General features: G+C 30.3%; 24 protein-coding genes, 1 tRNA gene and 1 pseudogene. 19 read left to right on the plus strand and 7 right to left on the minus strand.

From position 1 onward, the window contains the following. Window positions 1-19: 19 nt before the first annotated feature. From O3801_RS05965 to O3801_RS05980, 4 genes are all read right to left on the minus strand, one after another. The gene (locus tag O3801_RS05965; RefSeq protein WP_304096514.1) at window positions 20-1,009 is read right to left on the minus strand and encodes a mevalonate kinase family protein; all 990 of its coding nucleotides are present in this window, start codon (window positions 1,007-1,009) and stop codon (window positions 20-22) included. Beyond that, on the minus strand, window positions 976-1,887 hold the full coding sequence (gene mvaD / locus O3801_RS05970) for a diphosphomevalonate decarboxylase (protein WP_304096513.1): 912 nt from the start codon (window positions 1,885-1,887) through the stop codon (window positions 976-978). Before mvaD ends, O3801_RS05965 begins: the two co-directional genes overlap by 34 nt. After that, a complete protein-coding gene (locus O3801_RS05975; protein ID WP_371454389.1) occupies window positions 1,869-2,675 on the minus strand; it encodes a mevalonate kinase family protein in 807 nt (268 codons plus the stop codon). Before O3801_RS05975 ends, mvaD begins: the two co-directional genes overlap by 19 nt. 198 nt (window positions 2,676-2,873) lie before the next feature. Further along, on the minus strand, window positions 2,874-3,764 hold the full coding sequence (locus O3801_RS05980) for a cation diffusion facilitator family transporter (RefSeq protein ID WP_371454390.1): 891 nt from the start codon (window positions 3,762-3,764) through the stop codon (window positions 2,874-2,876). Between the two features lie 181 nt (window positions 3,765-3,945). Here O3801_RS05980 and O3801_RS05985 point away from each other — a divergent pair, with 181 nt between their 5' ends. Next, window positions 3,946-4,371: an HD domain-containing protein gene (locus tag O3801_RS05985; RefSeq protein WP_304096510.1), complete on the plus strand. Its 426-nt coding sequence runs from the start codon at window positions 3,946-3,948 to the stop codon at window positions 4,369-4,371. A 281-nt stretch (window positions 4,372-4,652) separates the two neighbouring features. On the opposite strand, the gene O3801_RS05990 is transcribed toward O3801_RS05985, so the two are convergent. Beyond that, entirely contained in the window at window positions 4,653-5,033 is a 381-nt protein-coding gene (locus O3801_RS05990; protein ID WP_223346196.1) for an NAD(+) diphosphatase, read from the minus strand. A 190-nt stretch (window positions 5,034-5,223) separates the two neighbouring features. On the opposite strand from O3801_RS05990, the gene O3801_RS05995 reads away from it, so the two are divergent. Continuing rightward, window positions 5,224-5,550 (plus strand): DMT family transporter, encoded by a 327-nt coding sequence (locus O3801_RS05995; protein ID WP_049518302.1) that lies wholly within the window; start codon window positions 5,224-5,226, stop codon window positions 5,548-5,550. A gap of 163 nt (window positions 5,551-5,713) precedes the next feature. On the opposite strand, the pseudogene O3801_RS06000 reads toward O3801_RS05995, so the two are convergent. After that, window positions 5,714-6,127: pseudogene (locus O3801_RS06000) on the minus strand (helix-turn-helix domain-containing protein); the annotation flags it as partial. Between the two features lie 103 nt (window positions 6,128-6,230). On the opposite strand from O3801_RS06000, the gene O3801_RS06005 reads away from it, so the two are divergent. Next, window positions 6,231-7,115 carry a tyrosine-type recombinase/integrase gene (locus O3801_RS06005; RefSeq protein ID WP_483299479.1) on the plus strand — a complete coding sequence of 295 codons (885 nt, stop codon included), beginning with the start codon at window positions 6,231-6,233 and terminating at the stop codon, window positions 7,113-7,115. Between the two features lie 86 nt (window positions 7,116-7,201). Here O3801_RS06005 and O3801_RS06010 read toward each other — a convergent pair. Next, a tRNA-Leu gene (locus tag O3801_RS06010) sits at window positions 7,202-7,285 on the minus strand. 383 nt (window positions 7,286-7,668) lie between these two features. Here O3801_RS06010 and spxA point away from each other — a divergent pair. The 16 genes from spxA to O3801_RS06090 all read left to right on the plus strand — a co-directional run. Continuing rightward, on the plus strand, window positions 7,669-8,067 hold the full coding sequence (gene spxA / locus O3801_RS06015; RefSeq protein WP_004263567.1) for a transcriptional regulator SpxA: 399 nt from the start codon (window positions 7,669-7,671) through the stop codon (window positions 8,065-8,067). Window positions 8,068-8,196: 129 nt separating this feature from the next. Next, on the plus strand, window positions 8,197-9,075 hold the full coding sequence (locus O3801_RS06020; protein ID WP_060913474.1) for a CvfB family protein: 879 nt from the start codon (window positions 8,197-8,199) through the stop codon (window positions 9,073-9,075). Window positions 9,076-9,079: 4 nt separating this feature from the next. After that, on the plus strand, window positions 9,080-9,361 hold the full coding sequence (locus O3801_RS06025) for a hypothetical protein (RefSeq protein WP_314161071.1): 282 nt from the start codon (window positions 9,080-9,082) through the stop codon (window positions 9,359-9,361). Between the two features lie 70 nt (window positions 9,362-9,431). Then, on the plus strand, window positions 9,432-10,352 hold the full coding sequence (gene rnz, locus O3801_RS06030) for a ribonuclease Z (RefSeq protein WP_371454391.1): 921 nt from the start codon (window positions 9,432-9,434) through the stop codon (window positions 10,350-10,352). Between the two features lie 22 nt (window positions 10,353-10,374). Then, entirely contained in the window at window positions 10,375-10,926 is a 552-nt protein-coding gene (locus O3801_RS06035; RefSeq protein ID WP_371454402.1) for an NUDIX hydrolase, read from the plus strand. Between the two features lie 3 nt (window positions 10,927-10,929). Beyond that, window positions 10,930-11,376: a Fur family transcriptional regulator gene (locus O3801_RS06040; RefSeq protein ID WP_274459894.1), complete on the plus strand. Its 447-nt coding sequence runs from the start codon at window positions 10,930-10,932 to the stop codon at window positions 11,374-11,376. Further along, window positions 11,376-11,834 carry a hypothetical protein gene (locus O3801_RS06045; RefSeq protein ID WP_371454392.1) on the plus strand — a complete coding sequence of 153 codons (459 nt, stop codon included), beginning with the start codon at window positions 11,376-11,378 and terminating at the stop codon, window positions 11,832-11,834. The genes O3801_RS06040 and O3801_RS06045 overlap by 1 nt, the downstream gene beginning before the upstream one ends. A gap of 328 nt (window positions 11,835-12,162) precedes the next feature. Continuing rightward, window positions 12,163-14,550, plus strand: a complete 2,388-nt coding sequence (locus O3801_RS06050; protein ID WP_371454393.1) for a penicillin acylase family protein — start codon at window positions 12,163-12,165, stop codon at window positions 14,548-14,550. Window positions 14,551-14,857: 307 nt separating this feature from the next. Beyond that, a complete protein-coding gene (locus O3801_RS06055; RefSeq protein ID WP_371454394.1) occupies window positions 14,858-15,535 on the plus strand; it encodes a YggS family pyridoxal phosphate-dependent enzyme in 678 nt (225 codons plus the stop codon). 22 nt (window positions 15,536-15,557) lie between these two features. Further along, on the plus strand, window positions 15,558-16,256 hold the full coding sequence (locus O3801_RS06060) for a M48 family metallopeptidase (RefSeq protein WP_371454395.1): 699 nt from the start codon (window positions 15,558-15,560) through the stop codon (window positions 16,254-16,256). A 217-nt stretch (window positions 16,257-16,473) separates the two neighbouring features. Continuing rightward, window positions 16,474-17,742, plus strand: coding sequence for a trigger factor (tig, locus tag O3801_RS06065; protein WP_004263426.1), 1,269 nt, complete (start codon window positions 16,474-16,476; stop codon window positions 17,740-17,742). Window positions 17,743-17,924: 182 nt separating this feature from the next. Further along, complete coding sequence (locus O3801_RS06070; RefSeq protein WP_371454396.1) at window positions 17,925-18,107, plus strand: hypothetical protein; 183 nt, start codon at window positions 17,925-17,927, stop codon at window positions 18,105-18,107. Continuing rightward, a complete protein-coding gene (locus O3801_RS06075) occupies window positions 18,107-18,709 on the plus strand; it encodes a GNAT family acetyltransferase (protein WP_371454397.1) in 603 nt (200 codons plus the stop codon). The genes O3801_RS06070 and O3801_RS06075 overlap by 1 nt, the downstream gene beginning before the upstream one ends. 255 nt (window positions 18,710-18,964) lie before the next feature. Then, window positions 18,965-20,545: a type I restriction-modification system subunit M gene (locus O3801_RS06080; RefSeq protein WP_371454398.1), complete on the plus strand. Its 1,581-nt coding sequence runs from the start codon at window positions 18,965-18,967 to the stop codon at window positions 20,543-20,545. Further along, window positions 20,538-21,557: a virulence RhuM family protein gene (locus O3801_RS06085; RefSeq protein ID WP_371454399.1), complete on the plus strand. Its 1,020-nt coding sequence runs from the start codon at window positions 20,538-20,540 to the stop codon at window positions 21,555-21,557. The genes O3801_RS06080 and O3801_RS06085 overlap by 8 nt, the downstream gene beginning before the upstream one ends. Beyond that, on the plus strand, window positions 21,558-22,828 hold a 1,271-nt coding region (locus tag O3801_RS06090), incomplete at its 3' end, for a restriction endonuclease subunit S (protein ID WP_371454400.1). It abuts the gene before it with no gap.

The following is a 22,828-nucleotide window of genomic DNA, read 5'->3' on the forward strand; positions in this document are numbered from 1 at the left end:
TTAATCCTTTCTTAATATATTATAATTTTTCTAAGTTCAGTTGTAGCTGATACTTATTGTTATTTTTCTCGAATCCTAATACAATGTCACCACTACCTGAACCACTTTGCTTACCAGCCGAATGACTTTCAATATAGTTTTTCATTGCTTTTGTTTCCATAGGTATTTTTGAGAAACTTTCTAAATAAAGTAGATTTTCTCTAAGTTTTCGTATAGTACTTAAAGCAGATGTAGCATCTGTTTCTTCTAAATTCTCTTTTAAAGTTTTCACTAGTTTATTAGAAGTTTTAACAAAAACTCTAAATTCTTCTTTGTAGTTGTCTTTATGTTTTCTCCATAGTTTTACGTGTTCTTTTGTATCTACAGCTTCCCCCGTCCAACGTGCTAGTATGCTTAAATCAGCTTTTGGATGAACTTTTTCGATACGAAGACCATCCCAATCTGTGTTTATTATTTCTTTAACAGACTTTTCTTGACTTATCATATTATTAACGAATTCAGCATTGAATTTCTCATAATATGTAATACCGTCATTAATGCTTGCAGCAACGTCTCCCATAGATCCACTTAGATTGTGTTTGATATTGAATAGGGCAACTAGCTTGAAAATAGTTAAATCGTTGTAAGATACATTTTCAAATGATAATATAGCACGCGCTATAGCTACAAGTACGGCTCCAGAAGAACCTAAACCATATTTTTTATCGTCATTGTGAAGTTCATTGTAAATAGTAAGAGAAAATGTTTTATTACAATTTGTATATTCTGTTAAAAATAGAATAAATTGTTGAACAAGAGTGAAGTTACTATTCTCTTCATGAAGGCCAACAGAAGTTTTATTGATAGTATCGAAGATAGTAGTCTCATTACTGTTTTCTACAAATACTGTAATATTTTTAGGAACACTTGTTATTAGTGCAGAAGCGTAATCCTCTAAAATCGCATATTCTCCAGCGAGATAGAGTTTACCATAGGCTACTCCATGCACAAAATGATTTTTTTCTTCCATAATTTTGAAATTTCCTCATATAATTTGTCTTGGTCTTCCCTTAAGTAAAGTACTTTCACGTTTGGACCAGCATCCATTGTGAAGTAACATTTATAACCTTTAGAACGTAGTTCTTTTACAATATCCATCGCCATGTGACTCTCTTCTGTTAAGAATGAGAAGCTAGGAGTAGATGTAGAAGTAGTACCATGCATAGCTAAAGCATTACTTTCTGTAATTTCTCCAATTTTTTCGAAATCAGCATCTTTTAAAGCTTCTTTCATTAATACGAAATCACCTTTAGCTTTTTCAACCCAAGCATCAAAAGTTGTTGATGTTTGAAGGCAACGTTCCATAGCGACACGACTAGAAATTTTCTTTCTATCCTCGTTAACTACAAGAACCATCATTCCAAAATCTAAAGAACATTGTAATTCTTCAACACTTCCATCTTCAAGCCATGCAGCAAGTTTATAGAAACTTCGACACGAAGAACCAGATCCTTCTTTAGCTATTTCAACTAATTCTTTAGTAGTTTTGTTTAATTTAAAATATTCATTACAAGCAAGAACTAAAGCCATAGTACCACTAGAACTTGAAGAAAGCCCTGCGGCAGTAGGTACAGTATTATAACTTCTAATAGTTATGGCTTCACGATTAGTTGGTGCGAATTTTGAGATGAATTTAATCATTTTATCTACTTCTTCTTGACTTTGTTTTTCGTCATTGATATAAAATTCATCAATATTATTATCATTTTTCTCGATTTTTGTTTTTGATAAAAGATTGTCTAATCTTAAAGAAATATTAGGATTATAAGGTAAGACAGGATCTTTAGATTTTTTTCCCCAGTACTTTACTAGGGCAATATTAGCATAACCTAAACTGTAACTATCCATGATGAATATCCTTTCTCTTTTAATGCATTTTGAATTTCTAATGCATTTTCTTTTGTTTTGCTAAGACTAATGCAACATCCACCAGCGCCACCACCAGTTAGTTTAGCACCGACTGCATTATTATTTTTACAAATTTCCACAACCTCATCGTTACTAGCGTGACTTACCCCAAGCTTTTGTAATAAGTCGTGGGCTTTGTACATGTATTGTCCGACAAGATCGATGTCTTTATTTTTTAATGGTTCGATTACTAAATCAGTGATTTCTCCTAATTCAGCAATATGTTTTTCATATTTATTATAATTATCAGCTATATGTTTTAGAGTTTCTTTAGTAATTCCAACAACTCCTGTATCGATAATTAGTAAATAACTATTCAAGTCAAAATCTAATTCACTAGCTCCTTCTTTTTTAGAAAATAAAAGGGGAGTATCACTAAGTACTTGATTAACATCTATACCACTTGGATTGCCGTGAATAAATTTTTCGCATTTATTTGCAATTTCTCGTACATTTGGGAGTTTTTTGGCACGTGCAATAGCGATACTTAGCGCAGCAGAAGACCCTAGCCCACGTCCTACAGGAATAGTGCTAGTTATATTAATTTTTGTTTTTTTATCAATTCCACAGGTATCAGCGATAAAACTTAAAATTTCATCACGTTGTTGAATTGTCTCTGTGTCTTCTAATGTAACTTCGACGTTCATCTGCGGAAGGGGAATAGTTATTCCTTTATATCCGTAAACGACGGCATGTTCACCGAAGAATATTGCTTTTGCGTGTGTCATAAATTAAAAACTCCAATTTTTATTTAAGTATTATTTTAAGCTATTTAATTAAAAAACAACTAAGACTAAAAATACTTTTATATGTACAATAATTATACTTTTAGTATTAGTTTTTGTCAAACGTACGAACAATAAAAAAGATGAAATTATACTTGAAATAACAGGTGTTATAGTGAGTATAATTTCATCAAAATTAATTTAATATGTATGACATGGAATACCATGTGGTTCTAAGTGCACTAAAGTTTCACAATAATAAAATTCTTTAGAGAGTGCTTTTTCAATATTAACAGTAATATCGTGACTTTGTTTAACATTTAAAGAAGGCTCAACGGTAACCGTAATATCGATAAAGTATAATAAGCCATGAGTTCTACCCTTCGTATCGACTATTGAAGTTACACCGTTGATGTCATTTACAATATCATTAACCTTGTCTATCACTTCAGTATCTACACCATCGGTAAGAACATGTGTAGATTCTTTGAAGATGTTAACTGATGTGTAAATAATAAGTAATCCAACTATAATTGCGACTGCTGAATCAGCTATTGGAATACCTATATATGTAGCAATAATTCCTATTAATGTTCCTATAGAAACAAGTGCATCACTGAGATTATCAAGGGCGGCAGCTTTAAGTGACTTACTACCAATTTTTTTAGCAAGGCGAATATTATAGAAATATACACCAAGCATAATTATACTAGCTATAAATGCTACAACTGCTGATAGTATGCTAGGTTGTTCAATCGTTCCTGAGATAATTTTTTTTACTGCGTACATTACTACTTCAATTCCAGCGTATAGCATAATAAATGAGGCTATTAATGTTGAAATTAATTCAGCTCTGAAGTGACCGTATAGATGATCTTCATCAGCTGGTTTTCTAGAAATTTTCAAACCGATAAGTACGCATACTGATGAAATTACATCGGTAGCATTGTTAATACCATCGGCAACTAAGGCTGAAGATTTAAAAAATAGACCAGCGCAAAGTTTTAAAATGGTCAGTAATAAATATGACAGAATACTAAGTTTGGCACCTTGTTCAGCACGTTTTAATTTATCGAAAATCGAATTATTCATGGCTTCCTCCTAAAATAATGTTTTACCATTATAACAGGTTTAAAAAAATTATTCAACAGAAAAAATGTTATTTTTAAATTAAAATTATTTCTCTAAGGTGAACTTTTTCGTTAGAAGAAGTAACGGGATAAGTATCAGGCTTAATATTGACTAACAAAATAGGTAAGTATATAATAAAAATATGAAACAATCTCAAAGTGAAAGAGCCTATGAAATAGCTAAAAAAGCCCACTTAGGACAAGTCGATAAAGCTGGAGAAGATTATATAAAACATCCTGAAAAGGTGGCTAGTTTTGTAAAAACAGATGAAGAAAAAGCAGTAGCATATCTTCATGATGTTATTGAAGATACAGAACTAACATTAGAAGATTTGGGTGAGTATGGCTTTTCTAAAGAAGTTATAGAAGCAGTTGATATTATAACTAAAAAGAGGGGAGAAGACTATCAAAGTTATTTAAATTCAGTAAAGAAAAATAAACTTGCTAGAGCAGTGAAATTAGCAGACTTACGTCATAATTCAGACTTAACAAGATTAGCGAAAGTTACTGAAAAAGATATAAAGAGAAAAGAAAAATATCAAAAAGCTATTGATTTTTTAAATTCTTAGAGGGTGGTAGTTATTAATAATTAGGTATTTATATATAAAAAAGACAAGGCTTAAAAACCTTGTCTTAATCATTATACCAGCAGCCGGGGTCGAACCGGCACGATGTTGCCATCGCTGGATTTTGAGTCTAATATTATTAGTTTTAAATCTCAGAAATATTGATTTTATAAGCTTTTTTTCCATAATATTTTTTAAAACTTAGTATCACTTCCAAAGTTTAGATACTTTTTAGTAACTATAAAATGCTAGAAAGTATACTCCTTATTAAAAAGAGTTTTGGACTAGTTTTGTGCAATTTTATTACCCATATCCGTAATAAGAGAGGCTAAATTAATTGCCTTTAATGATTGTAGAAATTGGTTGTGAATATCATTAGACACATAACCAGCTAGCAAAATATGCTCAGCCATGTCATATTGCTTAATCAAGAGAATCTTATCATGTTTTTCATTAAATAAAATCGCACTAATTGCTGTATTAAAGACTGGAAAACGAAAACTCGCACATTGTGAACAATAAGGAATATCTCCCTCATCTTTTAAAAATTTTTTCTCCAAAGGATGCCCACATTCGGGACAACAAGTCATTGTTTTGTCAAATATAGAAACCTCTTTTTTAAAGTTCTTAAAAGTAATTTTACCAGTAAAATCGAGACCACGCAAGACATTGAAATAAATCAAGACTTTTTTTAAAATTTATTTTATGATATACTAAACTTATCAGCTATTGGTTCTGAAAAAGTGTCTGCCACAGTTTTACTACAAATTCTCATGACTTGTGCCAAGATTTATAAAAAACGGATAGCTATAATAGCTCTTAGAGCAAAAACATGACATATAGGAGGTTAAAGACATGTCATACTTTTATCTTTTTATCGCCATTGTAGGAGAGATATTGGGAACTAACCTTTTGAAATTATCAGACGGTTTTACAAAGCCTATTCCAACCGTTTCTGCCCTACTTAGCTATGGCGTTTGTTTCTATTTCTTATCACTAGCAATGCAAAAAATTCCTGTAGGAATAGCTTATGCAACATGGTCAGCTGTCGGTTTAGTTTTGATAGCCTCTATCGCAGTAATGATTTTCAAAGAAACACTAAATGTTTATAGCATTATCGGTTTAATTTTGATTATCATTGGTGTTGTCATGGTTAACTTATTAGGAAATGCAGGACATTAATAAAACCGGCTCTATACTATTTGTAGTGGGTAAATCCCCTATGGATATTATGGAGCCTATTTTGTTGTAGAAAAAAAGTTCCATAAGAACTATAATGAAAAGCTAGAATTCTGTCAATATTTTGGACACATTTTGGGAGGGAATTTTGAAGACTAGCGTCCTCCTAATTTTCCCAATAAGTTTTAACTTCTTCAAAAATCTTATTCAAAAGTTCTGCATCTTTTTCTGACAACTGATTTTTTTCTATAACTCTATCTTTTAGTTCTGTTGCCTTTATTTTATTTCTTGCCACCGAAACTGCTATTGAATGTTTCAAAATATCAAACTCATCCTTTGAAAAGTTTGCAATATTGGTAAGATCTAATTGTTCTAGAGGTAAACTACTGATAATTGAATAAGGTTTTTGTCCCAGCAAATAATCTGTAGTAGTCCCAAAGATATTTGCCAATTTCACAACGAATTCTAATCCTGGTTCTAACGTTCCATTCTCCCACCGAGAATATGTCCCTTGTTGAACTCCAATTAATTCCGATATTTGTACTTGAGTTAACTTTTTTGATTTTCTGAGAGTTTTTAACCTCTCTGAAAATCAAAAAAGTTTCAACTCAAAAATATCAATTGATATCCTTTATGATCTCTTAAAAGAAGAGGATAAAATAAACAACAGAAAACAAAGCTATATAGATACACAAGAAAACAACTATAACAGGCATATAAAAAACTATTTTGAAAAAGTTGATGATGTAGCTAAATTAACTTATGAAGATATCTATCAATTCAGAGAACATCTAAGAGATAAAAATGCTCAAAACTCAGAAAAGAAGCTAAGTCCAAATACTATTAATAAAATTATAATTTTACTAAAGAAAATTATGGATGTTGGATTAAGAAAGGGATTTTACAAGGAACATCCCGTAGGATTACTGAAAAAATTACCAATAGAAAAAGCAAAATTAAATTTCTGGACAGTAAAAGAATTTAAGCACTTCTTAACACTATTTAGCAACGAAGAATACAATATAAAATTACTATTCACAGTTCTATTTTTTACTGGTCTAAGACTGGGAGAAGCTCTTGCTCTAACGTGGAAGGACATAGAGTTTTCAACAAATACAATCCATGTAAGTAAATCAGTATACGTCAAAAAAGGTGAAGAACACATTAGTAGCACAAAGACAAAGGCTGGAACTCGAAGAATCATCATGAATACCAAACTAGTAGAGACACTAGAAGAGTGGAAACAAATACAGCATGAAAGATTGAAAGAATTTACAACCAACCTAGATGATCTACAGATATTTCAAAATAGCCCGATTACAATAACTAAAGATTCAATCGAAAAACAATATAAAAAAATATTGCAAAGAGATGGTTCTTTAAAAAAGATAAGAATTCATGACTTCAGGCATTCACATGCTTCCCTACTAATAAATCAAGGAGAAGATTATCTTGTCGTAAAAGAAAGATTAGGCCATGCATCTATAACTACAACAATAGATACTTACTCACATTTGTATCCAAGCAAGCAACAAAAATTAGCGGATAAATTAGATGATCTGTTATAAAATTAGTAATTTTAAGTAACTCAGCGTTACAAATTCAACAATCAAATAAAAAAAGACAAGGTCCGAAAACCTTGTCTTTCAATCTATACCAGCAGCCGGGGTCGAACCGGCACGTCCTTGCGGACACTGGATTTTGAGTCCAGTGCGTCTGCCAATTCCGCCATGCTGGCATATGTATATGATATCATACATAAAAGTCATTGTCAATTTAGCTATGTTTATAAAAACTTGAGAAATTATCGATAATATTTAATTTAAATTTTAATTACAAAGTTTATAATAAGATAGTAAGACTATGTAAAGTAGTATTGGAGTGTATTATTATATAATTTATTTTAACTAATCAAATATAAAAATGTAAGGGTTACACATTAACGTTGTGTCTACAAGGATAGTCGAACGTAAAACAATGTAAAACAAGTGTTTTTAGTTGACAAATTAAAATATTTTTTCAATAGTATATTGTAAAAATATAATATATGTAGTATAATTATAGGAGTATATAGAATTATAAAAATATTAATGTTATTTTTATAAAGGAGTGTGAGTGCTGGTGGTAGTTACGTTGTTTACATCGCCAAGTTGTACTTCTTGTAGAAAAGCGAAAGCTTGGCTTATTGAAAATGGAATAGACTTTGTGGAAAGAAATATTTTTTCAGAAGCTCTGACAACAAATGAGATTAAAGACATTTTGTCTATCACGGAGCACGGAACAGAAGATATAATCTCATTCAGATCAAAAACTTTCCAAAAATTGAATTTGGATATTGAAAGTATGTCAATTCAAGAATTATATAAAGTTATTCAAGATAATCCAGGAATGCTTAGAAGACCTATCATTGTCGATGATAAGAGATTACAAGTTGGGTATAATGAAGATGAAATAAGAAGATTCCTTCCAAAGGAAATAAGAGTAAATCAATTAAAACAAATAAAAAATATGGTTAAGTAAGTACGCCCTGATACTACTTTTTCCGATTAATTTAAAGGTTGATATTAGGTATCAACCTTTTTTTATGGGATGAAATTTAGTGATAATTCTGTAAAAAGTTATACAATAAATAAAAGAAAGAGGTACTTGATGGAAAGAGAAGATATAAAATTTATTACTGGAGAAATCCATTTTTTAGAGTTAGTAGAAAAGAAAAGTTCATCATTAGTTTTTAAAGGACCGAATGAAGAAGAAATTAGCTGTAACGAATCTGACGTAGAAAGTTTAGATGATTACGAAATTGGAGAAGAGTATTCAATGTTCGTATACCCTTCACGTAGTGGGAAATTATTCGCAACACCGAATATTCCAGAAGTTACGGTTGGAGATTACTCGTTTAGTAAAGTAGTAAAAGTTGAAGAAGATAGAGTAGGTCTTGATATTGGATTTTCTCGTGAAATTCCACTTTTAGGTGAAGATTTACCGAAATTACGAAGCGTTTGGCCTAAAGAAGGTGACGAACTATTTATTACATTACGTCGTGATTTTAGTGGACAATTATTTGCGCGTTTAGCGACAGAGACTATCGTAGCATCACTTTATTCAAAAGCAACTAGAAATATGAAAAATAAAGATATTGAAGCTTATCCATACCGTTTAATGCGCGTTGGGACATTTCTATTAACAAAAGATGGTTACAAAGTTTTTGTTCATGAAAGTGAACGTGAAAAAGAACCACGTTTAGGAGAAAAAGTTACTCTGCGTGTTATTGGTGTCAAAGATAACGGAGAAATTAATGGTTCATTCTTACCTCGAGCTCACGAAAGAATGGATGCTGATGGTCAAGCTATCATGGATTACATTGAAAACAACGGATATTGTGAGTTTACAGATAAATCAGATCCAGAAGAAATTAAAGCAGTGTTTGGAATGAGTAAGGGAAGTTTCAAACGTGCCGTAGGAAGATTGTTCAAGAATAAATTAATTATGATTGAAGAAGACGGGCTATATAAACGTAAAGGAAGATAAGATTATGAAAAAAGTAAAATTAGATAAAAATGCACTATTAGGTGGTATTGTATTAGAAAATGATAAATATCAAGTGGTACATATGAATCTAAAAGTAGGGAATCAAACAGACTCATATAGCAATGATAAAAATATTTTATTATTAAATATTAGCGGAAAGATTACAGTTTCTTTTGAAGAAGAGGTTGAGACTGTAAATGAATTTGAACTATTAGAAATTCCAGCAGGGGTAGAGCATGTAATAACTTGCTTACAAGATGCGCAGGTTTTTGTAGTAAAACTATAACTTACATAAGGTGGCTTAAATGGAATATCTTTTTAGGCCACCATTATTAATTTTAAAGTAGAGGAATACGATGGAAGTACAATTTTTAGGAACAGGAGCTGGGCTTCCAGCAAAATTTAGAAATACACAGAGTTTTGTATTTAACTTTATGCAAGAACTAAAAGAGTGTTGGATGTTTGATTGTGGAGAGGCGACTCAACATCAGATTTTGAAAACAAATATTAAGCCAACCAAAATAACTAAAATTTTTATTAGCCATCTTCATGCTGATCATGTATTAGGGTTAATTGGTTTTTTATCTTCTAGAAGTTTTCTTTTAGATACGAATGCTTCAAAGGTTACAATTTATGGTCCAGTAGGGATTAAAGATTTTATCGAAAAGAACATGATGTTCACACATTGTTCACTTTCTTATAGCGTGGAATATATTGAAATTTCTAGTGAACAGTGTATAATAGATAATAAAACTGTTACTGTTTTTAGCTATCCATTAGCTCATAATGTTGAATGTTTTGGATATAAAATTATATTTAAAAAACAAAAAGGGAGCTTAGATGTAGATAAGTTAAGAGAGTTAGGAATTATGCCAGGGCCGTTTTATAGAGAAATAAAGGAATCAGATACTTTCGAATATAATGGAAAGGTCTATAATTCGAGTGAATTTTTATCTGAAGATAAACCTGGAAAAGAAATCTCAATTATACCAGATACAAGATACTTTGAAGGATTGGATGAATTTGTTAAAAATAGTAATATCATTATTACAGAGTGCACCTACTTATTAAAAGAAGATGCGCACCATGCGAGAAAAAATTATCATTTGAGTATTTTAGATGTTGAGAAGATGATAGAAAATAGTAAGGTTGAAAATTTATTTTTAACACATATTAGTGCAAGATATGATAGAAATATTGAAAAAGATGTTGTAGAGTCATTATGCGATAAATGTAGTGTGAAGATTGCACATGATCTAGAAGAATATACTTTGTAAAGAGATGGAGGAAATTATGAAAATAGATTTAGAAGAAAAAACTATTGAAGTAGAGAAAATATTTGAAGGTAAAGTTCTTGATGTAGAAGTACATACAGTAACTTTACCAAACGGAGAAACTTCAACACGTGAACTGATAAATCATAGAGGAGCAGTGGCGATATTAGCACTTACCAAAGAGGATGAGGTAATTCTTGTTGAGCAATATAGAAAAGCTATCGAAGCTGTAACTTTAGAAATTCCTGCAGGTAAATTAGAGCCTGGAGAAGATAATAAGAAATTAGCCGCTATTCGTGAACTACAAGAAGAAACAGGATATGTGGTTGAAGAAGAGAAACTAGAAATGCTATGTGATGTGCATGTAGCTCTTGGTTATAGTTCAGAATTGATTACTATATATTATGTTGATAATTTAGAATATGCTGGAGAACAGAATCCAGATGATGATGAATTCATTAATTTACGAAAATATAAAATTGAAGAAGCATTCAAACTTTTAGATGATAATGTTATAACTGATAGTAAGACTATGCTTGCATTATCTTACTTAAAAAATAGGAAAGGCGCAAAATAATATATGACTATTTATGATGAGATAATTAAAATAATTCAACAATCACCATATAAACTAACACCTCAAAGGGAAAAAATTGTTGAGATTTTAGTAGAAAATGATGAACAGCACCTTAGTGCTGAAGAATTATACTTTATTTTAAAAGAGAAAACACCAGATATCGGTATTGCTACAGTTTATAGAACTTTAGATATTTTCTATGAATTAAAAATCTTAGAAAAAATATCTTTCAGCAATGGTGTTTCTAAATATCATTTAAGACAATCTGTTGATGATGAACTACACCATCATTTAATTTGTACTAACTGTAATAATATAGAGAAAGTATCAAATCCTATATTTAACAAACTTATTGAATATATGAGAAAAGAATACTCATTTGAAGTTCAGGACAACTCTCTATCATTTTATGGTACTTGCGCTAAGTGTAAGGATAAAGGTGAAAATTAATGCATTTTGACAAATTAGAGAAAATATTATTACTTATCTCTAGTGTAGTTTATGTAGTATACATCGGGTTTGTTGGAAGTATGATCAATCTGTTTCGAGAGTATGTAGGAAATGAGTATTTAAGAACTAAAATTGTTGATCAGATTCGTGAACAGACGCGCCTTACTCAAGATAGTGCTAATGTCTCTACAAAAGATATGCATTTTATCTTTCAAATTATGGGACAACTTGCATGGTTATACTTTGCACTTTTAGTAGTGTTATTTTTACTAATGCTTTTTGTGATTTTAAAAAAGGGAATAAATCACAATATAGTGGCATTTCTTTTTCTAGTGTACAGTATATTACTATTAATCTTTAGTTTAGGTATATTATTTATTAGTTGTTTAATATACTTTTTCTTAGGAATAAGAATAATATTAATAAGAAATTCAGAAAAATATAAGCGTGAAGCATAATTTCCGAGGAATTCAGTTTCTTCGGAAATTTTTTTTGTGAAATTTTTATAAAAATATAAGTATGTTGAAGTAAGATGATAATAAAATATTAAGAGATATCAAGAAATCTGAGAAGGTAAGTCATTATTAGGAGAATAGTAAAGTAAAATATATTTAATCTATACTGTTAGTATTCTTTAGAGATAGACAGTATCTATCAAATAATAAATATTAAATAAAAGTGAAAAAAATACTATGCTTATTTAGAGTTTTTTTAGGAAATATTAGTTTGCAAAAAATGGATAAAACTAATATAATTCTTAGTATAATTTATTTTTTAGGAGGACTTATGAAAAATAAAGTTATTAAGATTTTAAAAGGATTAGCAATAGTGTTAGTAACCTTGCTATTGTTGGTAGGAGGTTATGGATATTATTTTGTTCATAAATCTTTACCAACAGTAGAAGGGAAGACAGAATTAAAGATTTTAGACAATAGCGTAAAAATATCGCGAGATAAAAATGGAATTCCAACGATTGAAGCCGAAAATGATAGTGATTTATATAAAGCTCAGGGTTATATTCATGCTCAAGATAGATTATTTCAGATGGATTTAGCGAGAAGACAAGCGAGTGGTAGACTTTCTGAAGTAGTTGGTGAAGCAGCGTTAGAAAATGATAAGAAATTTCTAGTTTTTTCTTTAAGGAAAGCAGCAGAAGAATCTTACAAGGATTATTCAGAAGAAGCTAAAAAAATATTGGAAAATTATGCTCAAGGAGTAAATTCATTTATTGAAGAAGCAAAAAGAGATAATAAATTACCTTATGAGTTTTCTTTATTAGGATATTCTCCTGAAAATTGGACTCCTATTGATTCTTTAACAGTCGGAAAATACATGGCTTATGATTTAGGTGGGCACTGGGATCACTTAGGATTTAATAATTGGATTTTAAATAATTTAGGTGAAGAAAATCTAAAACAGTTACTTCCTGATAGTTTTTCAAAAAATAAAGATAATGAAGAAATTATAAAAGCGAATCAAGGTATAGATGTTAGTATAGATAAGAATACAGCTAAGACTGAGCGACCACCGATGGAAAATGGTAGCAATAACTGGGTTGTTTCTGGTAAGAAGACTAAATCTGGTAAGCCGTTATTGGCAGACGATCCTCATTTAGGGCTAGGTACTCCATCAGTTTGGTATCAGATGTCACTTTCAACACCAAATAATAAAGTTTCAGGTGTCATTTTTCCAGGAGTACCTGGTATAATTCTTGGTCATAATGAACACATAGCATGGGGAGTTACGAATTTTGGACCAGATGTTCAAGACCTTTATATTGAAAAACGACAAGAGAATAATCCATATAAATTTAAATATGATAATGAATATTATGATGCTAAAGTTGATAGGTATTCAATAAAAGTAAAAGGAAAAGATGCTGTCGATTTTGAGGTTGTTAATACGAAGCATGGACCAATAATTGATCAACTACTGAAACCATTAGGAAATAAAGATACGAGTTTTTCAATGCAGTGGACAGCGCTTGAATCGACGCAAGAACTGGAAGCTATTTTAAATATAGATAAAGCGAAAAATTGGCAAGAATTTGAAAAATCATTGGAAAAATTCAAAGCACCAGCTCAAAACTTTGTTTTTGCCGATAATGAAGGAAATATAGCTTATAAATCAAATGGTAATGTACCTATTAGGAAAAAGGGAGATGGTAATCTTCCTGTACCCGGTTATAGTAGTGATTATGGATGGAGTGGTTATGTTTCATATGATAAATTACCGAAACTTGTTAATCCAGAAGAAGGTTTTATTGCGACAGCGAATACTGAAACTGTGAAAACTGATTATCACACATCAAACGTTTGGGCACAGCCATATAGAAAAGCTCGTATAGATGAAGTATTATCAAAGAAAAATAATTTAACAGTTGATGATATGAAGAAACTTCAAATGGATACAAAAAATCTATATGCACAAGAATTTTTACCAAACTTCTTAAAAAATATAAATGTTGATAAAATTTCTAAAAAAGAAGTAGTTGATAAACTAAAATCATGGAATAATGTAGACGAGAAAGATGAGGCAGCTCCTTTAATTTTTGATCTGTGGATGAAAAAAATCCAATCTTATATACTAAAAGACAAGATGGATGCAGATGTTTACAAATTTATGCCTCATAAAGAGAGTTATGTAGATAAGGTACTTAGAGATAGTTTAAACGGTAAAAAAGTAAATCTTAGAGATAGTTTAAACGGTAAAAAAGTAAATCTTATTGAGGAGAAAAATGGACTACAAGAAGTATTAACAAACAGTTTAAATGAAACTATAACTGAATTAGAAGGTAAATATGGGAATGACGTATCTAAATGGAAGTGGGGCATAGCTCATACATTAGGATTCAGACATCCATTATCTAAATCATCTGCATTGTTAGCATATTTCTTAAATCCGAAAGAATATCCTATTTCAGGTTCTAAAGTTACAGTTCAAGCAGCTAGACAAAACGATGAGGGATTAGTTAACCATGGTGCATCATGGAGATTTGTTTATGACTTTGAGACTAAAACAGGACATCATATTGTTGGACCTGGACAAAGTGGACACTTCTTAAGTGATAATTATGATGATCAAATTGAAAAATGGATAAAAGGAGAATATACGAGTGAATCTATAGGAAATATTCCTAAGGATAAAGTATTGGAACTAGTACCTGGAAAATAATAAAAAATAATGGAAAGTAATAAAGTTTTCTTGTTACTTTCCATATTTTAATAGAAAAAATATAGAATGCTATAAAAATAATTTAAAAAAAGAAAAAAATTTGATATAATGAGAGTAACAAGTAGGGCAGTGGTTTGAAGAAGGAATACGCTCTGAAAAGAGAAATGGCGGTGCGAATCCGTCCGACTACTTGTTATGACATCTATTTTTATAGGTGTCTTTTTTTTTATTTAATTAATAACAAAATAATAAGCATCATGTTATAATAAAATTAGAAAGATTTTAAAGAAAATAAGTAGGAGAGAAAATGAACGTTAGAGAGAATTTTGAAACAATAACAAGAGAAATAGTGGAAACTTGTAAACAAGTAGGAAGAAATGCTGATGAAGTGAAGTTAATAGCGGTAACTAAATATGTTACTGATACTAGAGTTGAAGAGGCGATAGAAGCTGGAATTGCAGATTTTGCTGAGAATCGTCCACAAAACTATGTTGAAAGAAAGAGTAAATATTCTGATAAGACTTGGCATTTAATCGGAAGTTTACAAACACGAAAAGTACGTGATGTAATTAATGAGGTTGATTATTTCCACGCATTGGATAGAGATAGTTTAGCTAAAGAAATCGAAAAACGTGCAGAAAAAGAAATTAAATGTTTTGTACAGGTGAATGTTTCTGGAGAGGAGAGTAAACATGGTTTAACTTCAGAAGAAGCCATTTACTTTATTAAATCATTGGAACAATATTCAAAAATTAAAGTTGTTGGACTTATGACTATGGCACCTTTTGTTGAAGATGAAGAAATACTACGTAATTGCTTTAGAAAATTAAGACAGTTACGTGATGAAGTAAAAGGATTGAATTTAGCATATGCACCATGTGAATTCTTATCGATGGGAATGAGTAACGACTATAAAATTGCAATTGAAGAAGGAGCAACTCATATAAGAGTTGGTACTGCATTAGTAGGTAGTGAGTTGAAATAATAAAATATAGAGGAGGGGTAGTATGCAAAAAGTAATAACTGTAGGTGATTTAATCGTCACTATTAAATACAGAAGAAAAATGAAAAACATCTATTTAAAAGTTGAAAAAAATGCTGATGTAGTAGTGAGTGCCCCTCCAAGAACACCTAACTATATCATAAAAAAACTTGTTCAAGAAAATATAGATGAGATAAAACTTAGAAGAACTAATATCTTGAAGAATGGTCATACTGTTAAAAACTATGCAACAGGTGAAAAACATTATGTTTTCGGGAAAGAATTAACTTTAGAAGTTAGACTGGGAGACAAAAATAAGGTAACTCTTTCTAATGATAAGTTATATCTAAGTGTTAAAGATAAACATCAAGATAGAGAACAAATGGTAACTAGGGAACTTAGAAAGGTTGTTTATAATAAATGCTTGGAGTTTCTTAGTAAGTATGAAAAGCTTATGAATGTTCATGCTGAACAGCTTAGAATTAAAAAGATGAAAACACGTTGGGGAACATGTAATATCGAAGCGAAAAGAATCTGGATAAACTACGAACTTGTAAAATATCCAGTTGAGTGTTTGGAACATACTATTGTTCACGAACTTACTCACTTGTTAGAAACAAATCACACACCGAGATTTTATACATTGTTAGGGAAATACTATCCTAATTACAGAGAAAATGATAAATTAATAAAAGAATTTAGTAAACAACTAATCGGTAGATAAAAAGTATAGAAGTATTACAATTTTTTTGAAATTTATTATTAAATGAGAGTGGGTTAAATAATTTTTTGAAACTATTTAACTTACTCTTAAAAACAATAATTTGAGTATGTAACGATTGACTTTTTACGCTATTTACTATATAATTAATCAAGAGTTTTTAGTATTTTTATACTAACATTTTTGATGATACTTAAAAGTATTTTTGGAGGAAAAATAAATGTCACAAATTTTAAATAAAGAAGATGGAAAAGTAGTTATCGCTTTTTCAGCAACAAAAGAAGAATTTGCGAAAGGATTAGATCAAGCATTCAAACGTGCAGTTAAACGTGTTAACGCACCTGGATTCAGAAAAGGTAAATTACCAAGAGCCGTATTCAACAAAATGTACGGTGAAGAAGCATTATTCCAAGATGCAGTAGATTTCGTATTACCAGCAGCTTATACAAAAGCTATCGATGAATTAGAAGTTTCACCATTAGCTATGCCTGATATCGATGTTAAAGAAATCAGCAAAGAAGAAGGTGTTAAATTCGAAGCAGTTGTTACTGTTAAACCAAACGTTGAATTAGGTGAATACAAAAACCTTGGATTAGAAAAAGAATCAGTAGAAGTTACAGATGCTGATGTAGAAGAAAGATTAGATAGCTTATTAAGCCGTCAAGCTGAATGGCAAATCAAAGAAGGAGAATCTAAAAAAGGTGATATCGTAGTTATCGACTTTAAAGGATTCATCGGAGACGAAGCTTTTGAAGGTGGAGAAGCTAAAGGTTACGAATTAGAATTAGGTTCAGGTTCATTCATCCCTGGATTCGAAGAACAATTAGAAGGAAAAGTTGCACCAGTTGACACAGAAGTTAACGTAACATTCCCAGAAAACTACCAAGTAGCTGACCTTGCAGGTAAAGCAGCTAAATTCGAAGTTACAGTTCACGATGTAAAAGAAAAAGTTTTACCAGAATTAACTGACGAATTCGTTAAAGAATTTACTAAAGAAGCAGCTTCAACTGTAGCTGAATACAAAGAAAAATTAAAAGAAGAAATCAAATTAGAAAAAGAAAACTTAGCAGAAAAATCTTACTCTGATAAAGTAATTTCTACAGCTGTAGAAAACGCAAAAGTTTCTGTACCAGAAAAATTAGTAGAACAAGAAGTTAACTCTATGTTCGAACAATTCACTGGAAACTTATCTCGTCAAGGATTATCATTCGACTTATATGAGCAATTCACTGGAAAAGGTGAAGCTGATCTTAAAGCAGAAATGAAATCAGACGCTGAAAACAAAATCAAAACTTCATTTGTACTAGGTGAAATCGCTGAAGTAGAAAAAGTTGAAGTAACAGAAGCTGACATCGATGCAGAAGTTAAAGAACTTGCTACTATGTACAACATGACTGAAGAAGGAATCAAACAACGTATTAGTGTTGAAGACTTACGTGGTGAGTTAGTAATCCAAAAAACTGTTGATTTCTTAAAAGCTAACAACTAATTTTAGCAAATCATCCTTAAGCATATAGAGTGTCTAACATTCTATATGCTTTTTTTATGATAATAAGGTGGTGAATAAATTTGAAAGAATAATAGTATGTAATTAATGAAATATATTGTTTTCATTAAAAATATATGATAGTATATAAGTATACTATATATAAAAAGAGGAGGTGTCTTCTTATGGCAACCAAAAGTTTTAGTACTACTCTAAAATTCAATAGAAAATCTACTGACAGTCTTTTGAATGCTTTAGGAAACACGAGAAAACCAAAAATGGAAGAAATTCCTAAAACAAGAGTAGTTAAAGACGATCAAGATATAGTTAATCTTTTTAAAAAACCAGCTACTAGAAAGGATATTTAATGGAATTTACAGTAGTAGCGTTAAGAAATTTACTAAACACATATTCAGTAGATGATGTTAAAGAAATTTTAAATACTTTTAAAAGCATATCCAATCATGAAACGAATGAGATAAATGATGTGGAATGCTTTTTACATGATAAAGCGATTAATTTTGAAAACATGGCTTGGGCAACTACTCACTTAGTATTTGTAGAATTAGAAAAACCAGTGCTTGTTGGTTATTTTTCTTTTGCAAATAGACCTTTAAAGATGACCAAAAAGAATTTTGAAAAATTATCGAATAATCAAAAGAAAAAATTATTGAAGTATGGAAGAAGAGAAGAAAATTTTATAGAGATTAATAGTTATCTAATTGGACAGCTTGGGAAAAATTATAATTTAGATGATAGTATAAAGCAGGAAGTAACAGGAAATAAGTTATTGACAATAGCATATCAAATGTTAGTGGATATTGTTAAGGTTGTAAATGTAAAATATGTATGGATAGAATGTGAAGATAATGAAAAGATTCTAAAATTCTATCAAGATTTTGGATTTAATCTGATAGAAAATTATCAAGGTGATAATGAACTAAATGTGTTAATAATGAAAATAGAATAGCTTTGTAGAAAAGAGAGTATCATTTTGTTGAATATTTATTGTGGAATATATATTGAAGATTAAATCTTTCGTGACCAATAGACACTATCGATATCAGGAATTATGGGTTTTAAACTTGTAATTCTTTTTTTTATAAATATTTTTAAAAGTGAAGATATTATAGATTTAAACACATATGCACCCCTATGTGTCTTTTTTTATGTACACTTTATGTGTTATAATGGTAAGGATAATATAAGAATTTAGGAGATGAAAATGGGAAATAGTGTTAAAGAAAATTATGAAACAATTCAACGTGCAGAATTACATAGAAAAATCTGGGCGATTGCTGATGATGTGCGAGGAGCAGTAGATGGTTGGGATTTCAAACAGTATATATTAGGTATACTATTCTATAGATTCATCTCAGAAAATATGAGAGATTATTTTAATAAAGCTGAGCGTGAAGCAGGGGATGTAGATTTTAATTATGCTGATATAAGTGATGATGAAGCATTAAAATATTTTAAAACAGGAACTGTTGAAGAAAAAGGATTTTTTATTCTACCAAGTCAGCTTTTTGAAAATATTGTAAAGAATGCTGCCAAAGAAGATAACCTAAATGTTAAACTGGATACAATTTTTAAAGAAATAGAAGCAAGTGCTATTGGAAGTGGATCAGAAGAAGATTTCAAAGGACTATTTAGAGATGTAGATTTAACTAGTGATCGTTTAGGAGAATCTGTACCAGAAAAAAATATGAAATTAACTAGTATTTTAGTAGGTATTAGTGAACTTAATTTTGGAAATTTTGAAGACAATCACATTGATGCTTTCGGAGATGCCTATGAATATTTAATTTCTAATTATGCATCTAATGCAGGTAAATCTGGAGGAGAATTCTTCACTCCTCAAACAGTGTCAAGACTGCTAGCTAAAATAGTAGTAGATGGGAAAGATAAAATTAATAAAGTTTATGACCCCACTTGTGGGAGTGGTTCGTTACTACTACAAATGAGAAAGTTTGAGGGTGTAGAGATAGAAGAAGGTTATTATGGTCAAGAAATAAATATGACTAACTACAACTTAGCTAGAATGAATATGTTCTTACACAATGTGAACTATAATGATTTTTCTATTAAACGTGGAGATACATTATTAAATCCTTATCATGGAGAAGAAAGACCGTTCGATGCTATAGTATCAAACCCACCTTATTCTATTAAATGGATAGGTGATGCAGATCCAACATTAATTAACGATGAACGTTTCGCACCTGCTGGTAAACTTGCTCCTAAATCATATGCGGACTATGCGTTTATTATGCATTCACTTAGCTATTTATCAAGTAAAGGGCGAGCAGCTATAGTTTGTTTTCCAGGTATTTTCTATAGAAAAGGTGCTGAGAAAACTATTAGAAAATATTTAGTTGATAATAACTTTGTAGATTGTGTTATTCAACTTCCTGATAATCTATTCTTTGGTACATCGATTGCTACATGTGTATTAGTATTAGCGAAAAATAAAACAGAGAACAAAACTTTATTTATTGATGCATCTAAAGAATTCAAAAAAGAAACAAATAATAATATATTAGAAGAAACGAATATAGAAAATATTATTAAAGAGTTTAGAGAAAGAGCAGATGTTGAATATTTCTCACGTTATGTAGATAATAGTAAAATAGAGGAAAATGACTATAATTTATCAGTATCAACATATGTAGAAAAAGAAGATACTAGAGAAAAAATTGACATCAAAGTATTAAATAAAGAAATTGCTGAAACTGTGAAAAAAATAGATGAATTGCGAGCATCTATAGATGAGATAGTTAGGGAGCTAGAGAGTGATGAATAATGAAATTAGTTTTTTAATGTATTCTTTAGATGAAGAAAATGTCAGTGTTAATGTAAGAGTATCTGAAGACACTATATGGATGACTCAAAATGCACTTGCTGAACTATTTGGAATAGATAGAACAGGAGTAGGAAGACATTTAAAGAACATTTTTGAAGAAGGTGAACTTGATAAAGAAGTGGTATGTGCAAATTTTGCACACACCACAAAACATGGTGCTATAGAAGGAAAAGAACAGGTTAGAGATTTAAAATATTATAATCTTGATGCCATCATTTCGGTAGGTTATAGAATAAATTCTAAAAAAGCGACTGCCTTTCGAATTTGGGCAACAAACGTATTGAAAGAGTATATGATAAAAGGTTTTGCTATGGATGATGATCGCTTAAAACAAGGTACTTCTTTGTTTGGTAATGATTATTTCAGAGAACTTTTAGAACGTATTCGTGATATTCGTTCTAGTGAGAAAATATTCTATCGTCAAGTATTAGACTTATTTGCAACTTCAATTGATTATGATGGAAATAGTGAAGAAGCTAAGAAATTCTTTGCTACTGTACAAAATAAAATGCATTATGCAATACATCATCATACGGCAAGTGAATTAATATTTGATAGAGTAGATGGTGACAAAGAATTTATGGGACTAACTACCTTTAAAGGAGAATTACCAACATTAACAGAAGCTAAAACAGCTAAAAACTATCTAAGCGAAAAAGAATTACGTGGTTTAAATCAGCTTGTATCTGGATATTTAGATTTTGCAGAAAGACAAGCAGAACGAGAAGTAACTATAACAATGGCAGATTGGATAAAATATGTCGATAATATTCTACGAGCAACAGGTGAAGATGTATTAGAAAATGCAGGTAGTATATCACGAAAACAAATGGAAGAAAAAGTTCTAAAAGAATTTAAAAAGTATTCATCACATACTATAACACCGGTAGAACAAGATTACTTAGAAGAAATTAAAAACATAGAAAAAATAGCAAAGAAAGGAGGAAAGTAGATGACGAAAATATTAGAATTACTTAAGAACGAAAAAGTTGAGTGGAAGAAGTTGAAAGATGTTTTATTGAGTATAAATACAGGACTAAATCCAAGGAAAAATTTTATATTGAATGATAGTAGCGGAAATCTTACTTCGTGGTATATTACAACAAAGGATTATTCGCAAACGGAAAAAATAGAGTTTATAGAAGGTAAAACAGCGAAAATAACAGAAGAAGCAAGACAAATAATTAATAAAAGAAGCAAGTTAGAGAAGGGGGATTTATTATTTTCAGCTGTAGGAACGGTGGGGAAGATAGCATTAGTAGAAATAGAAACAAACAATTTCGATGTGAATGAATCAACGTTTGTTTTAAAACCAAATTACAATATTATTAATAACAAATACTTGATGTATTATCTTAGATGTAATATTTTCCAAAACACGTTGAAAAGTAATTTGAAGGGTAGTACTTTATCTGGAGTAAGAAAAGGTGACTTAGAAAACTTTGAAATCCCGGTTCCCCCACTAGAAATTCAAGAAAAAATAGTAAAAATACTTGACAAATTCACAAATTATGTTACAGAACTTCAGTCAGAACTTCAGTCACGTACTAAACAATATACTTATTATAGAGATGAGTTATTAAGTGAAGAATATTTGACTAAAGTGACTAAGGAAATGGAAGAAGATGGAAGATTAAATATAGTTACACTTGGAGAAATAGGTAAATTCACCAGAGGGAATGGACTACAGAAAAAAGATTTTCTAGATGAAGGAAATCCGGTAATACATTATGGACAGATTTATACTAAGTATGGTTTTGTAGCAGATGAGGTTTTATCATATGTTAGCAATGAAATTTTTTCTAAGTTAAGAAAAGCTCAAAAAAATGATATTTTAATTGCTACGACTTCAGAGAATGTGGAAGATGTTGGGAAAAGTGTTGTCTGGCTTGGAGATGAAGAAATTGGTTTTTCAGGAGATATGTATAGTTATCGCACGGAACAAAATTCCAAATATATTGCATACTATTTCCAAACAAATGCTTTTCAAAAACAAAAAGAGAGGAAAGCAACTGGAACAAAAATGATAAGAATTCATGCTGACGATATGGAAAAATTTGAAATTCCTCTTCCACCTCTTTCACTTCAAAATAAAATAGTGAAAGTATTGGATAAGTTCCAAGTATTGCTTGCAGACACAAAAGGATTGTTGCCTGAAGAAATTGAACAACGACAAAAACAATATGAATATTATCGAGAAAAACTCTTGACATTTGACGTAGA

Origin of the sequence: Gemella sp. 27098_8_149, assembly GCF_041433745.1 — a bacterium.
Lineage (GTDB): Bacteria > Bacillota > Bacilli > Staphylococcales > Gemellaceae > Gemella.

Coding starts and splice junctions, on each gene's coding strand:
- O3801_RS05985 (WP_304096510.1), top strand. CDS start 3,946: ATGAAACAATCTCAAAGTGAAAGAGCCTATGAAATAGCTAAAAAAGCC.
- O3801_RS06070 (WP_371454396.1), top strand. CDS start 17,925: ATGGCAACCAAAAGTTTTAGTACTACTCTAAAATTCAATAGAAAATCT.
- O3801_RS05980 (WP_371454390.1), bottom strand. CDS start 3,764: ATGAATAATTCGATTTTCGATAAATTAAAACGTGCTGAACAAGGTGCC.
- O3801_RS06045 (WP_371454392.1), top strand. CDS start 11,376: ATGCATTTTGACAAATTAGAGAAAATATTATTACTTATCTCTAGTGTA.
- O3801_RS06085 (WP_371454399.1), top strand. CDS start 20,538: ATGAATAATGAAATTAGTTTTTTAATGTATTCTTTAGATGAAGAAAAT.
- O3801_RS05965 (WP_304096514.1), bottom strand. CDS start 1,009: ATGGAAGAAAAAAATCATTTTGTGCATGGAGTAGCCTATGGTAAACTC.
- O3801_RS06025 (WP_314161071.1), top strand. CDS start 9,080: ATGAAAAAAGTAAAATTAGATAAAAATGCACTATTAGGTGGTATTGTA.
- O3801_RS05975 (WP_371454389.1), bottom strand. CDS start 2,675: ATGACACACGCAAAAGCAATATTCTTCGGTGAACATGCCGTCGTTTAC.
- O3801_RS06020 (WP_060913474.1), top strand. CDS start 8,197: ATGGAAAGAGAAGATATAAAATTTATTACTGGAGAAATCCATTTTTTA.
- mvaD (WP_304096513.1), bottom strand. CDS start 1,887: ATGGATAGTTACAGTTTAGGTTATGCTAATATTGCCCTAGTAAAGTAC.
- O3801_RS06060 (WP_371454395.1), top strand. CDS start 15,558: ATGCAAAAAGTAATAACTGTAGGTGATTTAATCGTCACTATTAAATAC.
- O3801_RS06055 (WP_371454394.1), top strand. CDS start 14,858: ATGAACGTTAGAGAGAATTTTGAAACAATAACAAGAGAAATAGTGGAA.
- O3801_RS05995 (WP_049518302.1), top strand. CDS start 5,224: ATGTCATACTTTTATCTTTTTATCGCCATTGTAGGAGAGATATTGGGA.
- O3801_RS06050 (WP_371454393.1), top strand. CDS start 12,163: ATGAAAAATAAAGTTATTAAGATTTTAAAAGGATTAGCAATAGTGTTA.
- tig (WP_004263426.1), top strand. CDS start 16,474: ATGTCACAAATTTTAAATAAAGAAGATGGAAAAGTAGTTATCGCTTTT.
- O3801_RS06040 (WP_274459894.1), top strand. CDS start 10,930: ATGACTATTTATGATGAGATAATTAAAATAATTCAACAATCACCATAT.
- O3801_RS06080 (WP_371454398.1), top strand. CDS start 18,965: ATGGGAAATAGTGTTAAAGAAAATTATGAAACAATTCAACGTGCAGAA.
- O3801_RS06075 (WP_371454397.1), top strand. CDS start 18,107: ATGGAATTTACAGTAGTAGCGTTAAGAAATTTACTAAACACATATTCA.
- rnz (WP_371454391.1), top strand. CDS start 9,432: ATGGAAGTACAATTTTTAGGAACAGGAGCTGGGCTTCCAGCAAAATTT.